Origin of the sequence: Mycobacterium cookii (assembly GCF_010727945.1) — a bacterium.
In the GTDB taxonomy this organism is placed as follows: Bacteria; Actinomycetota; Actinomycetes; order Mycobacteriales; family Mycobacteriaceae; genus Mycobacterium; species Mycobacterium cookii.
Window position 1 is genome coordinate 1,166,769 of the sequence record NZ_AP022569.1, and the last position, 15,018, is coordinate 1,181,786.

Annotated in this window: 13 protein-coding genes; 6 read left to right on the top strand and 7 right to left on the bottom strand. The window is 66.3% G+C overall.

Annotated features, from left to right (window positions below; translation table 11 throughout):
- Positions 1 to 171 precede the first annotated feature (171 nt).
- The 3 genes from G6N27_RS05635 to G6N27_RS05645 are packed head-to-tail and all read left to right on the top strand — an operon-like array spanning position 172 to position 1,503.
- The gene (locus tag G6N27_RS05635; protein ID WP_163781394.1) at positions 172 to 648 is read left to right on the top strand and encodes a hypothetical protein; all 477 of its coding nucleotides are present in this window, start codon (positions 172 to 174) and stop codon (positions 646 to 648) included.
- 9 nt (positions 649 to 657) lie between these two features.
- The gene (locus G6N27_RS05640; protein WP_163775457.1) at positions 658 to 1,203 is read left to right on the top strand and encodes a DUF3597 domain-containing protein; all 546 of its coding nucleotides are present in this window, start codon (positions 658 to 660) and stop codon (positions 1,201 to 1,203) included.
- Positions 1,204 to 1,209: 6 nt separating this feature from the next.
- The gene (locus G6N27_RS05645) at positions 1,210 to 1,503 is read left to right on the top strand and encodes a DUF503 domain-containing protein (protein WP_163775458.1); all 294 of its coding nucleotides are present in this window, start codon (positions 1,210 to 1,212) and stop codon (positions 1,501 to 1,503) included.
- Here the strand turns inward: G6N27_RS05645 and G6N27_RS05650 are convergent.
- On the bottom strand, positions 1,500 to 2,330 hold the full coding sequence (locus G6N27_RS05650; RefSeq protein ID WP_163775459.1) for a tRNA (adenine-N1)-methyltransferase: 831 nt from the start codon (positions 2,328 to 2,330) through the stop codon (positions 1,500 to 1,502). The two genes, G6N27_RS05645 and G6N27_RS05650, sit on opposite strands and share 4 nt — an antisense overlap.
- A 73-nt stretch (positions 2,331 to 2,403) precedes the next feature.
- On the opposite strand from G6N27_RS05650, the gene G6N27_RS05655 reads away from it, so the two are divergent.
- Positions 2,404 to 3,279, top strand: coding sequence for a RecB family exonuclease (locus tag G6N27_RS05655; RefSeq protein WP_163775460.1), 876 nt, complete (start codon positions 2,404 to 2,406; stop codon positions 3,277 to 3,279).
- A gap of 1 nt (position 3,280) precedes the next feature.
- On the opposite strand, the gene G6N27_RS05660 is transcribed toward G6N27_RS05655, so the two are convergent.
- The 6 genes from G6N27_RS05660 to metH all read right to left on the bottom strand — a co-directional run bounded on the left by G6N27_RS05660 (position 3,281) and on the right by metH (position 11,674).
- Positions 3,281 to 4,651, bottom strand: coding sequence for an FAD-containing oxidoreductase (locus G6N27_RS05660; protein ID WP_163775461.1), 1,371 nt, complete (start codon positions 4,649 to 4,651; stop codon positions 3,281 to 3,283).
- Positions 4,648 to 5,127, bottom strand: coding sequence for a DUF4126 family protein (locus tag G6N27_RS05665; protein ID WP_163781396.1), 480 nt, complete (start codon positions 5,125 to 5,127; stop codon positions 4,648 to 4,650). The genes G6N27_RS05660 and G6N27_RS05665 overlap by 4 nt, the downstream gene beginning before the upstream one ends.
- Before the next feature lie 96 nt (positions 5,128 to 5,223).
- On the bottom strand, positions 5,224 to 6,114 hold the full coding sequence (gene hisG, locus G6N27_RS05670; protein WP_163775462.1) for an ATP phosphoribosyltransferase: 891 nt from the start codon (positions 6,112 to 6,114) through the stop codon (positions 5,224 to 5,226).
- Positions 6,114 to 6,395, bottom strand: coding sequence for a phosphoribosyl-ATP diphosphatase (locus G6N27_RS05675; RefSeq protein WP_163775463.1), 282 nt, complete (start codon positions 6,393 to 6,395; stop codon positions 6,114 to 6,116). Before G6N27_RS05675 ends, hisG begins: the two co-directional genes overlap by 1 nt.
- Before the next feature lie 27 nt (positions 6,396 to 6,422).
- On the bottom strand, positions 6,423 to 7,898 hold the full coding sequence (locus G6N27_RS05680) for a sugar porter family MFS transporter (RefSeq protein WP_163775464.1): 1,476 nt from the start codon (positions 7,896 to 7,898) through the stop codon (positions 6,423 to 6,425).
- Positions 7,899 to 7,909: 11 nt separating this feature from the next.
- Positions 7,910 to 11,674 carry a methionine synthase gene (gene metH / locus G6N27_RS05685; protein WP_163775465.1) on the bottom strand — a complete coding sequence of 1,255 codons (3,765 nt, stop codon included), beginning with the start codon at positions 11,672 to 11,674 and terminating at the stop codon, positions 7,910 to 7,912.
- Between the two features lie 351 nt (positions 11,675 to 12,025).
- Here metH and G6N27_RS05690 point away from each other — a divergent pair, with 351 nt between their 5' ends.
- Positions 12,026 to 12,904 carry a PAC2 family protein gene (locus G6N27_RS05690; RefSeq protein ID WP_163775466.1) on the top strand — a complete coding sequence of 293 codons (879 nt, stop codon included), beginning with the start codon at positions 12,026 to 12,028 and terminating at the stop codon, positions 12,902 to 12,904.
- 557 nt (positions 12,905 to 13,461) lie between these two features.
- Entirely contained in the window at positions 13,462 to 15,003 is a 1,542-nt protein-coding gene (locus G6N27_RS05695; protein WP_163781398.1) for a trypsin-like peptidase domain-containing protein, read from the top strand.
- Positions 15,004 to 15,018 lie beyond the last annotated feature (15 nt).

Consider the following 15,018-nt stretch of genomic DNA (forward strand, 5'->3'; position numbering starts at 1 on the left):
CGCTCCTTTCCCGCTCCTCCGGCGGTGGTGCGGCTGATACCCCAACGCTACCGGCGATTTCCGATTCATGCGGGAACTCGAAATGGGGCACACGGGCATCAGTCGTTACGATCATGTTGAGTTGGCTTTACCGAGAGGACCCTCGTGACCCTGAAATCCCTAGCCACAGGCATGGCGGCAGTCGCCGCGATCGGTGCCGCTGCCGCGGGTGTGACCTCTATTGCATCCGTAACCGGTGCGTCGCCTCGAGTTCAGCCCGCGGCGTTCGGTGCGCCGCTGCCGCTGGATCCGGTGACAGCGGGCGTGGACGTGCCGACCGCGGACCAGCTGTCCACCATTCTGAACACGCTGCAGGACCCGAGCGTGCCGTTCGCCAGCAAGGGTTACCTCGTCGAGGGCGGCATCCCGGTTCCTGCCTCAATTGCCGACCACGAACTGCAGAAGGCCGCCGCCAAGGGCAGCCTGCCGCTGACGTTCAACTTCACCAGCATCACGCCGGCCGGTCCGGGTGCCGCGGCGGCGACTCTCACCGCGACGGGCCCGCACCTCGCGCCGACCTACGAGAACCTCACGTTCGTCAACCAGGGCGGCTGGAAGCTCTCGCATGACTCGGCGATGACGTTGATCTCGGCAGTGCGTTCGCACTGACGCGTCTGGATGAGCCGACGCTTCTTTTCGGTCCTGAGTGCCGTCGCGTTCGCGGCGGCACTCGGACTTTCGGGGTGTTCCAATGACGAGCAGGACGCCCCGTCGCCGCAGACCACCCCACCGTCTGCGTCTGCGTCGCTGAACCCGGCGGCGCCCGCGCCGTCGTCCACTCCGCTGCCGCCCCCCGACGCCTTGGCCGGGGTGCTGTATCGGCTCGCCGATCCCGCGGTGCCCGGTCTGCAGAAGCTCAATCTGGTCGAGGGCGCCACGCCCGAAAACGGCGTTGTATTCGACGAATTCGCCAACGCTCTGGTCAACGGCGGTTACACGCCATTGAAGTTCGACGTCCGTGACATCGGGTGGTCCGACCGCGATCCGGCCGACGTCGTCGCCAACGTCGACGTCGGGACGCCGAATGCGCACGGCCCCCACTTCGCCTTCCCGATGGAGTTCAAGCCGTACCAAGGCGGCTGGCAGCTATCGGCGCGGACCGCGGAGGTGCTGCTGGCGTTCCGAAGCGACTCGACCGTTACCCCGCCGACGCCCGGCCGCTGACCCGCGATGTGGATCGGCTGGCTTGAGTTCGACGTCTTGTTCGGAGATGTCCACTCGCTCAAGCAGAAGCGATCGGTGGTCCGGCCGATCGTGGCCGAATTGCAGCGCAAGTTCGGCGTATCGGCGGCCGAGACCAGTTCGCATGAGCTGTATCGGCGGGCGGGCATCGGCGTGGCGATGGCCTCGGCCGACCGCCAACACGCCGTCGACGTGCTCGACGCCGCCGAACGCCTGGTCGCCGCCCACCCGGAACTGGAGTTGCTGTCGGTGCGCCGCAGGATCCAGCGCAGCGACGACTAACTCTGCTTCCGACGCCGCGGCGTCGGGGTTACGGCACCGGGAGCCAACCGGCGCGCAGACACCAGGAACGCGGTGTGGCCGCGCATGTTGTGTTGCGGACGCACCGCCAGGCCGACGGCGTGCCACCCGCGCTGCATCGTCTCCCAGGCGCGTGGCTCGGTCCAGCACTGCTGTTCGCGCAACGCCTCCACGGTCTTCGACAGCTGAGTCACGGTGGCCACGTAGATGATCAGGACGCCGCCCGACACGATGAACCGCGAGACGCTGTCGAGCACGTCCCACGGTGCGAGCATGTCGAGCACCACCCGGTCGATGGAACCGTCCACCAGATCGGCATCGTTGACGTCGCCGATGACCAGCTGCCAATTCTCCGGTACGCAACCGAAGAAGGTGTCCACGTTGCGGTGGGCGTGCTCGGCGTGGTCGGCGCGCACGTCGTAGGAGATGACCCGACCGCCGGGCCCGACCGCGCGCAGCAGCGAACAGGTCAGCGCACCCGAGCCCGCACCGGCCTCCAACACCCGTGCGCCCGGGAAGATGTCGCCCTCGTGCACGATCTGCGCGGCGTCCTTCGGGTAGACCACCTGCGCGCCGCGTGGCATCGACATGACGTAATCCACCAGCAGCGGACGCAGCACCAGAAACTGGTCACCGTTGGCCGACTTGACCACGCTGCCTTCCGCCTGCCCGATCACCGCGTCGTGCGCGATCGCGCCGCGATGGGTGTGGAATTCGCCGCCGGGGCTGAGCAGCATCGTGTAGTGCCGACCCTTGGCGTCGGTGAGCTGAACGCGATCTCCGACAGCGAACGGACCGGTTGCGGGCACAGCTGAAAGCCTGCCAGCAGACGCGCCGAGTTCGGTGCGCGGGGTTGTCCGACCTGGCCTCTAGTCTGCGGATATGAGTGAGCAGCCGCGCCCGGTATCGAGGCCGGCGCTGTCTCCGTCACGGGCGGCCGACTTCAAGCAATGCCCGCTGCTGTATCGCTTCCGGGCAATCGACCGGCTGCCAGAGCCGCCATCCACAGCGCAAATCCGCGGCTCGGTCGTGCACGCCGCACTCGAGCAGCTCTATGGTCTGCCCGCCGCCGAGCGCGTCCCGCAGACGGCCGACGCGCTGGTCGATCCGGCGTGGGAGCAGGTGATCGCCCAGACACCGGATTTGGCTAGGCAACTCGATACCGAGCAGCAGAACCAACTCCTGGGCGAGGCACGCAAGCTGCTGTCCGGCTACTACCGGCTGGAGGATCCGACCCGGTTCGACCCGCAAAGCTGCGAGCAACGCATCGAGGTCGAACTCGCCGACGGCACGCTGCTGCGCGGGATCATCGACCGGATCGACGTCGCGCCCACCGGCGAATTGCGGGTGGTCGACTACAAGACCGGCAAGGCTCCGCCTGAGGCGCGGGCGCTGGCCGAGTTCAAAGCCATGTTCCAGATGAAGTTCTACGCGGTCGCGTTACTGCGTTCCCGAGGCGTGCTGCCGACGCGGCTGCGACTGATTTATCTGTCCGACGGTCAGTTGCTGGACTACTCCCCCGACGAAGCCGAACTGCTGCGCTTCGAGAAGACGCTGATGGCGATCTGGGACGCGATCCAATCCGCCGGGGCGACAGGCGATTTCCGGCCACGGCCGTCGCGGCTGTGCGACTGGTGCGCACACCACGAGCACTGCCCGGTGTTCGGCGGCACACCGCCGCCGTATCCGGGCTGGCCCCGCCAGCTTGACGAAGGCGACGCCGACGCCGTGCTGCAGAGCGCCGATCCGGCCGCCTGAGTTACTCGAGCGGCGACATTTCCTGCAGCATCGTCGGAATCAGCTCGCAGACGGTCGGGTGGATGTGCATCGTGCGGGCCAGCGTGGTGTAGGTCGCCTTGGCCGACATCACATCCAGGATGCTGTGGATGGCCTCGTCGCCGCCGACGCCCAAGATGGCCGCTCCGAGAATCTGCTTGGTCTCGGCGTCGACGACAACTTTCATAAAACCTTGCGTCTCACCCTTTTCCACCGCGCGGCCGACTTTTGTCATGGGGCGCTTGCCGACGAGCGCCGGGCGGCCGGACGCGCGTACCTGCTCGAGGGTCAGTCCACAGCGGCCTAGTGGTGGGTCGATGTACAGCGCGTAGGCGGTGATGCGGTCGCTCACGCGGCGCGGGTCGTCGTCGAGCAGGTTGCCCGCGACGATTTCGAAGTCGTTGTACGACGTGTGGGTGAACGCGCCTTTGCCGTTGCAGTCACCCAGCGCCCAGATGTGGTCGACGCTGGTTTTCAGTTGGTCGTCGACGGTGATGTATCCGCGTTCGTCGGTGTGCACACCGGCACGCTCGAGGCCGAGGTCGTCGGTGTTGGGCCGGCGGCCGACCGCCAACAGCAGATTGCTGCCGGCTATCGCTGGCCCACCGGCCCGCGGCGTCAACTCGAATCCATTGCGGTGCTTGGTTATTCGGATGTCAACGGCGTCGAGGACGACCTCGATGCCCTCGTTCTGCAGAATCGACCGAACGGTGTCGGAGACGTCGTCGTCCTCGCGGGACGCCAAGCGCGGGCCTTTCTCGACCACAGTCACTTCCGCGCCGAAGCGCCGGTACATCTGCGCGAATTCCAGCGCGATGTAGCTGCCGCCGACGATGACGAGATGCTCAGGCAGGGTGTCGAGTTCGAGGATGGAGACGTTGGTCAGGTAGTCGATGTTGCTGAGGCCCGGGATGTCGGGCACCACCGCGCGGCCACCGACATTGAGGAAGATGCGGTCGGCGCGCAGCACGTCGTCGCCGACCCGAAGGGTGTGCGGATCCTCGAAGCGCGCGTGGCCGCGAAACACGGTGCAGCTGTCCATGCCGTCGAGCCAGTCTTCGACGCCTTTGCGGTCGTCCAACATGACGACGTCTTTGCGCGCCTTGACTTTCGCCATGTCGACGCTGACCGGGCCGGTGTCGACCCCGTAGTCCGCACCGCGCCGCGCCATGTGCGCGGCCTGTGCGCTGGCTACCAGGGTCTTGGTCGGGATGCATCCGGTGTTGACGCAGGTGCCGCCGATGAGTTTGCGCTCCACCACGGCGACGGTCTGGCTGGCCGCGCTCAGTCGCCCCGCCAGTGGCGGCCCGGCTTGGCCGGCGCCCACCACGATCGCGTCGAAATGCTGTGTCACAGAGCCGCTGTGACAGCGGCGAGCGCGAATCCGCCCAGCACTGCGACAGCGTCTTCGAGCAGTGCGATCGGCAGGTCGCGACCATGGGCCGCGGCCAGGCGGCTACGCGCCTGAAAGCCGCCCAGCGTGCCGAGCACCGCACCGATGATGCCTGCCCCGAGCGCGCTCCAGGTGACGGCCCACGCCGTGCCGATGACGGCGCCGGAGAACGCGCCGGAGCCGATCCGGGCGATGAACGACGGCGGCGCCGTGCGGGGCGGCGTCTTGGGTTGTTTGTCGAGGAACAGTTCACCTAGCGCGAGGACGGTGAAAATACCGACGGTGATCCAACTGCCGACCCACGAGGCCCAGGTGTGGCTGAGGTTTATCCACTGCAGCGCGGCAGCCCAGGAGACGACGGCCGGAGCGGTGAAGGAGCGCAGACCGGCGACCACACCGATTCCCAGAGCCAGCAGCAGAACGTAGAAATGCGTCATATGCGACATGGCGACCCCTCCTCAGGGCTCGGCAAACGAACGCGACTCTAGCCGGACGCTAACACAATGCAGCCCCGCAGCGCGGCCCATGAAACATCAGAACCGGAAGAACCGGACGTTGGACGCGAGGATCGCCTTGGCACCGATCGCCGCCAAGTCGTCCATGATCGCGTTGACGCCGCGGCGCGGCACCAGGGCCCGCACCGCCGCCCAATCCGGGTCGGCCAGTGGAGAAATGGTGGGTGATTCCAATCCCGGCGTGATCGCGGTGGCTTTGTCGAGAACCGAACGCGGACAGTCGTAGTCCAGCATCAGGTACTGCTGGCCGAAGACCACACCCTGCACCCGGGCGACCAGCTGATCGCGCGAGGCGACGTCCGGCCGCTCGGCGGCGTGCGGATCGATCTGTTCGATGAGCACTGCCTCTGAATCGCACAGTGTTTCGCCGAACGCCGCCAGGTTGTGCAGATTGAGGGTCCGACCCGAGCCGACCACGTCGGCGATGGCGTCGGCCACTCCGAGCTGTATCGAGATCTCCACCGCGCCGTCCAGCCGGATCACGGTCGCCTCAATACCGCGGGCCGCCAGGTCTTCTCGCACGATGTTGGGATATGCGGTGGCGATGCGCCGGCCGGCAAGATCGTCGATGGTCCAATTACGCCCGGCCGGTGCGGCGTACCGGAAAGTGGACGAGCCGAAGCCCAGCGCAAGTCGTTCGTGCACCGGCGCGCGCGACTCGCGCGCCAGGTCGCGTCCGGTGATGCCGAAGTCGAGTTCGCCCGAACCGACATAGATCGCAATGTCTTTGGGCCGCAGGAAGAAGAACTCGACATTGTTGTGCGGGTCGATGACGGTCAGGTCCTTGGGATCGGTTCGGCGGCGATAGCCGGCCTCGGACAGGATCTCGACGGCCGACTCGCTTAGCGCTCCTTTGTTGGGGACGGCGACGCGCAGTCTCGTGGAGCCGTTGCGGTTCTGCGCTGTCATCACAACTTCCGATACACGTCGTCGAGCGTCAGCCCGCGGGCGATCATCAGCACCTGCGCCCAGTACAGCAACTGGCTGATCTCCTCGGCGAGGGCGTCGTCGGATTCGTGCTCGGCGGCCAGCCACACTTCGCCGGCCTCTTCGAGGATCTTCTTGCCCACCGCATGCACGCCCGCGTCCAGCGCCGCGACGGTGCCGCTGCCCGCCGGGCGGGTGCGGGCACGTTCGCCGAGTTCGGCAAACAGATCCTCGAAGGTCTTCACGGCCAGCGATTGTTTCACGTGCAGCTGAGCAAAGTCACGGCGGTTTCAGGTCGCAGCAGCCGGGGCCGCCTCGTCGGGCATGTCTTCCAGAGACACTCCGTTGGTTTCGCGGACCCATCGCCAGACGAAAACGAAGGACAGCACCGCGCACACCGCGTAGAAGCAGTACGCGCCGCCCAGGATGTGCCGCACCGCCGGAAACGTCACCGCGATGGTCCAGTTGGCCATCCACTGCACGCCCGAGGCCAATCCGAGCGCCGCGGAGCGGATGCGATTGGGGAACATCTCGCCCAGCAGCACCCACAGCACCGGTCCCCAGGACACCGCGAACGCGACCACGAACAGGTCGGCGGCGACCAGCGCGACGATCCCGGACGCCCCGTCGAGTTGTGGCTGGCCGTTGCGCAACGCTGCGCCGGCGAACACGACCGCCATCGTGATCAGCATCAGCGACATGCCCGCCGATCCGGCCAGCAGCAGCGGTCTGCGGCCGAGCCGGTCGATCAGCGCGATCGCCACCAGCGTGATCAACACGTTGACCCCGGTGGTCACCAGGGCGATGGTGAACGACGATTTCTCACCGAACCCCACTGCCTCCCAGAGCAAATCGGAGTAGTTGAAGATCACGTTGATGCCGACGAACTGCTGAAAAACGGCCAGCCCGAGCCCGACCCAGACGATGCCGTACAGCCCGCCGGTCGGTTTGCGCAGATCGCGCCACGACTGCTGCTTCTCCTGCTTCAACGAGCCCGCGATACGACTGATCGTCAGCTCCACGTCGCGGGGACTCAGCAATCGCCCCAGAACCTGACGGGCCTGCGAAATCTGCTGCCTGGCAACGAGGTAACGCGGCGACTCGGAGATCGTGAGAAGCAGCGTGAAGTACAGCAGCGCCAGAATCAGCTCGCCGAGAAAGGTCCAGCGCCAGGCCGCCAGGCCCAACCACAGCGGCTTGCTCGCACCACCTGCGAGGTGGAACGGCACCCACGTCGATGCCAGCGACCCGAACAGGCCGCACACGATGGCCAGCTGCTGCAGCGAGCCGAGCCGGCCGCGGAACCGCGGTGGTGAGACTTCGGCGATGTAGGCCGGGGCCGCGACCGACGAAAAGCCGATACCGAGCCCACCGATGAGGTGAAAGACGATGAACATCCATATGCTGCTCGCCAACCCGGCGCCGAGCCCGCACACGAAAAACGACGCCGCCGAGAGCTTCATGATCGACACGCGGCCCAGTCGGTCGCCGATCCGGCCGGCCCACACCGCTCCGATCGCCGCACCCAGCACCCCCGATGCCGCCGCGAAACCGAGCAGCGCGTTGCCGATGTGAAAGTCGGCCTGGAGCGCCTTGACGGCGCGGTTGGTCACCGAGATGTCGTAGCCGAACAAGAACCCACCGATGGCGGCCACCGACGCGAAACGTACTGCGGTCAGGAAGGCGACGCGAGCGTCGTGGCTGTCGACCGGCAGATCTTCGTGAGATGCCGACGGCAGCTCGCTGCCGTCGTCGTCAGCGGCCATGGCGATCAGGCTCAGTCTTCCGGGTTGTAGCCGAGGTTGGGGCCGAGCCAGCGCTCGGCTTCCTTCAAGGTCCAGCCCTTGCGCTTCGCGTAGTCGGCGACCTGGTCCTGGGCCACCCGACCGATCACGAAGTACTGCGATTGCGGGTGCGAGAAATACCAGCCGCTGACGGCGGCACCGGGCCACATCGCCATCGACTCCGTCAGCTCGATGCCGGTCCGTTCCCGGACGTCCATCAACTTCCAGAGCGTCGCCTTCTCGGTGTGCTCCGGGCAGGCCGGGTAGCCGGGAGCAGGGCGGATTCCCCGGTACTTCTCACCGATGAGCGCCTCGTTGTCCAACTGCTCGTCCGGCTGGAATCCCCAGAACTCCTTGCGGACCCGTTGATGCATCCGTTCGGCGAACGCCTCTGCCAGCCGGTCGGCGATCGACTCCAGCAGGATCGCGTTGTAGTCGTCGTTGGCTGCCTTGAACTCCGCGATCTTGTCCTGGCTGCCGAGTCCCGTGGTGACGGCGAAGGCGCCGACGTAGTCCCGGTGCCCAGTTTCTTTGGGGGCGATGTAGTCGCCCAGCGACCGGTTCGGGATGCCGTCGCGGTGCTCGCCCTGCTGACGCAGGTTGTGCAAGGTGGTCAACAACTCGGTACGGGTGTCGTCGGTGTACACCTCGATGTCTTCACCGCCTGAGCCCACTGCGTTAGCGGGGAAGAATCCGATCACCCCGTTGGCGGTCAGCCACTTCTCCTTGATCAGGGTGTCGAGCATCTCCTGGGCTTCGTCGTAGAGCTTGCGGGCGGTCTCGCCGGTGGTCGGGTTGTTGAGGATGTCGGGGAATCTGCCCTTCATCTCCCAGGCGTTGAAGAACGGCTGCCAGTCGATGTACTCGCGCAACTCGGCGATGTCGTAGTCAAGAAATTCTCGTACTCCCGTACCTTGCGCGGGCACTGGCGGCGTGTAGCCGCCCCACTCGATCGGCGTCCGGTTGGCGCGGGCCTTCTCCAGCGTCAGCATCGGTCGCTCGTTTTTCTGAGCGTGCCGTTCGCGAAGCGATGCGTAATCCTTCTCGGTCGCCTCCAGCAGGGCCGGACGCTGCTTGTCGTCGAGCAGCGCCGCGGCGACCGGCACCGAGCGGGAAGCGTCCTTCACCCAGACCACCGGACCACTACGACGTGGCGACACCTTCACGGCCGTGTGGGCGCGTGACGTGGTCGCGCCACCGATCAGCAGCGGGATCTCCAACCCCTCACGTTCCATCTCGACGGCGAAGTTGACCATCTCGTCGAGCGACGGGGTGATCAGGCCGGAGAGGCCGATGATGTCGGCGTCGTGCTCCTTGGCCGCGTCCAGGATCTTCTGGGCGGGCACCATCACACCGAGGTCGATCACTTCGAAGTTGTTGCACTGCAGGACGACCCCGACGATGTTCTTGCCGATGTCGTGGACGTCGCCCTTGACGGTCGCCATGATGATCGTGCCGTTGGTGTCCTTACCGGCAGTAGCCCCGGACTCTTCTTTCTCCGCCTCGATGTAGGGCAGCAGGTAGGCCACCGCCTTCTTCATCACCCGGGCCGACTTCACGACCTGGGGCAGGAACATCTTGCCTGCGCCGAAGAGGTCACCGACGACGTTCATGCCGTCCATCAGCGGGCCCTCGATCACCTCGATCGGGCGACCACCCGCGTCCGCGATCTCGGCCCGCAGTTCCTCGGTGTCGGCATCGACATGGGCGTCGATGCCCTTGACCAGCGCGTGCGTAATCCGCTCGCGGACCGGCAGGCTGCGCCACTCGGCGGCCTTCGGGTCCTCGGTCGTCTCCGACTTGTTGAACCGTTCAGCGATCTCCAGCAGCCGTTCGGCCGCATCCTCGCGACGGTTCAGGACGACGTCCTCGATCCGGTCCCGCAGTTCGGGGTCGATCGAGTCGTAAGGCACCAGCGCGCCGGCGTTGACGATGCCCATGTCGAGGCCGGCCTTGATGGCGTGGAAGAGGAACACCGCGTGGATCGCCTCGCGGACGGGGTTGTTGCCCCGGAACGAGAACGACACGTTCGAGATACCGCCGGAGATGTGCACCCCGGGAAGGTTCTCCTTGATCCAGGCGCAGGCCTCGATGAAGTCGATCCCGTAGGTCGCGTGCTCCTCGATACCGGTCGCCAGCGCGAAGCAGTTCGGGTCGAAGATGATGTCCTCGGCCGGGAAGCCGACCTCTTCGGTCAGGATCCGGTAGGCGCGCCCGCAGATCTCCTTGCGGCGCTCCAGGTTGTCGGCCTGACCCTGCTCGTCGAAGGCCATCACGACGACGGCGGCGCCGTACTTGCGGCACAGCCGCGCCTCGCGGATGAATTTCTCCTCGCCCTCCTTCATGGAGATCGAGTTGACGATCGGCTTGCCCTGCACGTTCTTCAGGCCCGCCTCGATGACCTCCCACTTGGACGAGTCGATCATCACCGGGACGCGGCTGATGTCCGGTTCGGCCGCGATCAGCTTGGTGAACCGGTCCATCGCGGCGACGCCGTCGATCATGCCCTCGTCCATGTTGATGTCGATGACCTGCGCACCGACCTCGACCTGCTGCAACGCGACCGACAGCGCGGTGTCGTAATCCTCGGCCTTGATCAGGTTGCGGAACCGGGCGGAGCCGGTGATGTTGGTGCGCTCGCCGATGTTCACGAACAGGGAGTCGTCGGTGATGTTGAGCGGCTCCAGGCCCGAGAGCCGGGTGGCCACCGGGATCTCCGGCAGCTCGCGCTGCGGCTTGCCCTCGACGACCTTGGCGATCTGGGCGATGTGCGCCGGCGTCGTTCCGCAGCAGCCACCGACCAGGTTGACCAGGCCCGCCTCGGCGAAGTCGGCGATGTAGCCGGCCTGACGCTCCGGGGACTCGTCGTACTCGCCGAAGGCGTTAGGCAGCCCGGCATTCGGGTAGCAGGAGACGAAGGTGTCCGCGATCCGCGATACCTCAGCGATGTAGGGCCGCATCTCCGGCGCACCCAGGGCACAGTTGAGGCCCACCGCGATCGGCTTCGCGTGCCTGATCGAGTTCCAGAATGCTTCGGTGACCTGACCGGACAGCGTCCGCCCGGACGCATCGGTGATGGTGCCCGAGATGATCAACGGCCAGCGGCGTCCGCGCTCCTCGAACAGCGTCTCGACGGCGAACACCGCCGCCTTGGCGTTCAGCGAGTCGAAGATCGTCTCGATGATGATGAGGTCGGCACCGCCGTCGACCAGGCCGTTGGCAGCTTCGAGGTAGGCGGCGACCAGCTGGTCGTAGGAGACGTTGCGGGCTCCGGGGTCGTTGACGTCCGGTGAGATCGACGCGGTCCGCGTCGTCGGCCCGATGGCGCCCGCCACGTAGCGGGGCTTCTCCGGGGTGCTGAACTCGTCGGCGGCCTGACGAGCCAGGGCGGCGCCGGCGTAGTTCAGCTCGTAGGCCAGCTCCGCCATGTCGTAATCGGAAAGCGAGACCGCGTTCGCGTTGAACGTGTTGGTCTCCAGGATGTCGGCGCCCGCCTCGAGGTACTCGCGGTGGATCCCCTCGATGATCTGCGGTTGTGTCAGGGTGAGCAGGTCGTTGTTGCCCTGCAGTGCGGTCGGCCACTCGGTGAACCGGTCACCTCGGTAGCCGGCCTCGTCCGGCCGGTCCCGCTGGATCGCCGTGCCCATCGCGCCGTCGATCACCATGATCCGCTGACGCAGCGCTGCCGTGAGTTCGTCGGTGCAGTCGGGGCGGATGTTCGGCTCGAAGACAGTCGGCTCGGGGGCGTTCACATGCAATCCTTCCGTAGCGGAAGGCGTCCTTAACTCTGCCGAGCGTGGCGGATACCGGCAGGACCGGCAAACCGTTGCAACGCCTCTCGACCAGAAAATTCTACGACGTCACCCGACGTCTGGACGCACAGCTCGACTCAACCCGCTTGGCCGGCGCGGTCGCCAACCTTAACCAGATTGCAGCCGAAGGTATTTCGTCTCGACCGCGTCGGCGCCGGTTGTTGAGGTCGTCCAGCGTCAGATCGACACGTAGGTGTCGTGTTCGGGCGCATTCCTCGGCATAAGCATAGCTGGTCTATGGAAAGTGACGTGTCGCTCTGCGCGCCACAGCCCGGGTCAGGTCGTACGCTGATTGGCGTGACCTCGCAGGACGTCAGCTCACCGTTTCCCGAACTGCACAACACGATCGTCGTGGCTGCGTTCGAGGGCTGGAACGACGCCGGCGACGCGGCCAGTGACGCGTTGGAGCACCTGGACGCGATCTGGGAGGCCGATCCGATCGTCGAAATCGACGACGAGGCCTACTACGACTATCAGGTGAACCGTCCGGTGATACGCCAAGTCGACGGCGTGACGCGGGAATTGGTGTGGCCGTCGATGCGGATCTCACACTGCCGGCCCCCCGGTACCGACCGGGACATCGTGCTGATGCACGGCGTGGAACCCAACATGCGGTGGCGCACCTTCTGCGCCGAGCTGCTGGCCGTCGCCGACAAACTGAACGTCGACACCGTGGTGATTCTCGGCGCGCTGCTGGCCGACACCCCGCACACCCGCCCGGTGCCGGTGTCCGGGGCGGCCTACTCCCCCGAGTCGGCGCAGCGCTTCGGCCTGCAGGAAACCCGCTACGAAGGCCCGACCGGCATCGCCGGGGTGTTCCAGGACGCCTGCGTGGCCGCGGGGATACCGGCCGTCACGTTCTGGGCGGCCGTCCCGCACTACGTGTCGCAGCCGCCCAACCCGAAAGCGACCGTCGCGCTCCTGCGCCGCGTCGAGGACGTGCTCGATATCGAGGTGCCGTTGGCCGACCTGCCCGCGCAGGCTGAGGAGTGGGAGCAGGCGGTCACCGAGATGACCACCGACGACGACGAGATCGCCGAGTACGTGCAGTCACTCGAACAGCGCGGTGACGCCGAAGTCGACATGAGCGAGGCGCTGGGCAAGATCGACGGCGACGCGCTGGCCGCCGAGTTCGAGCGCTACCTGCGCCGCCGCCGTCCCGGCTTCGGTCGCTAGCGCGGTCGCATCGCGGTCGCCAGCTCGGTTGCCGCGCCTGGTCACGCACGCCCTACCTGGTCGCGCCCGCAGGGATCCCGCTGCAGCGCGGGGCAGAAGCCGGAGTCACCAAGTGCCGCAACCCACTTCAGTATGCGCGAAACAGGGGTCTGGCACGCCAACCCGTAATGTTGGAACAACGCCCAGGCCGAATCATTCTCAGCCACAATAAAGTCCAGTTCTACGACAGATATCTATGGCACATCAAGCCACTGCCAAGATCGCTGCCGGCGACTGGATCGAACGAGTCTGCAACCGACGCAGCTGCCATTCGGCGCTCGCTACGATTTAGTCCGGTCTGCTTCGAAGTCCGACTCACTCAGCGGCACAAGCCGCCCGACCCCGGGTAGACCAACCGGGTTCAAGCCCTGAGTGAGGACGCCGTGATGACCTGAACGCGGTTTGATTCGCACCGGGACGCCACCGAAGTTCCACGAAATAGGGAAAATCGTGGTTCCGAACAATTATGGTCAACCGCATCCGGGGCGGTCCCTCGGCGCGAAGAAGGTGGGCTTTCGATGTTTGGCTCCCAGGTCAGATCCGTGTTCGTGCTGTTGTCGGTGTGGGGCCTTGCAATGCTCGGGACCGCGCCGAGTTTCGCCGACGATGGTCCAGGCCGGCCGCCGGCCACTACCCCGGTGCAGAAGGCCGAGAACCTGATCCGCCCGGCGGTGGTCTACATCGAAGGAGACCTCAGCGCGTACGTCGGGGACAACAATGGGTTTTTCAACGACATCGACCAACCGGTCAAGTTGACCTACTCGTGCACGGGCTTCGTGGTCAACCCGTCGGGTTATGTGGCCACCGCCGGACACTGTGCCGACCTCGGCCCTGAGGGAGCCCGACGCGACATCGTCGAGTCGGTTGTGCAGGAAATCGCCCAGAAAGACCCGACGATCAACGTCGATCATGCCATGAACGTCGCGATGGCGAATTGGAAGGTGGAGGGGCAGAACGCCGGGTCCCCGATTGACCAGACCATCCGCGTTGCGCGCGGGGGCGGACCCGGGCAAAAGGCGCAAGTCCTTCCCGCCAGGGTCGTCGAGGCTCGTCCGGTGTCTCAGGGCGATGTCGCGCTCCTGAAGGTCGAGGCCGCTGACATGCCCTCGAGCGAACTCGCCGGGAGCGGCGACGTGCAGGTCGGTCAACAGGTGGTGTCGGTCGGTTACCCCGCCAGCACGGAAAAGATCACCGACTTCTCGTTGGAACCGGACTACAAAGACGGCACCATCAGCGCCAAGAAAACCGACGCAACGGTGCCGGTCTATGAGACCAATGCCGCGTTGTCACCTGGCATGAGCGGCGGCCCCACAGTGGGACTCGACGGACGGACCCTCGGAATCAATAGCCGCCTACCCGCCGGGGAAACGCAGGCCTTCAACTTCATCGCCCCGGCAACGGGGCTCGTCGAGTTGCTCAACCGCAACGGGATCAAGGCCGAACTGGGACCCCTCGATGTCCAATACCGCAGCGGCCTCGACGACTACTATGCCGGCCACTACACCTCGGCAATCTCGACCTTCGACAAGATTCTCGCCCTCTCCCCGACCTACCAACAGGCCGCCGAATTCAAAGCCAACGCGACCAAGGCCCGCGCGCAATTCGGCGACGTCTCGACCTCGTCGGGATCGCGCACGCTGTGGTACGTCCTCGGCGCTGGTGTCCTCCTCCTGGCGGGCGCTGCGGTCGCGATACTGCTCCTACGCCGCCGTCGCGGCCCGGCCAGCGCCGGACCCGGCGGTGCTCCACCACTTCCCAACTACCCGAGCCAGGGGTCCCCACCCGCGTGGAGCCCGACGGTGTACCAGCCCGCGGGGACACCCGCCCCAACGAATAGTCCCCCGTCGGCGCCGCCAGGAACCCCGCAGGCCGTCCCGACACAGCCCGACGCCGCGGATCAGCCGCGCCCAACCGCGCCCGCCGGCGGCGAGGCATCGACGCTCAGCGCGGAGAAGGTGCCCAACTCCGGCACCGGGGTCTCCCGCTACTGCTCCAACTGCGGATCGCAGCATGGCGACACCGAGCGGTTCTGCTCGCAATGCGGGCACGCCGTCACCTGACTGGGCGGGCTACGA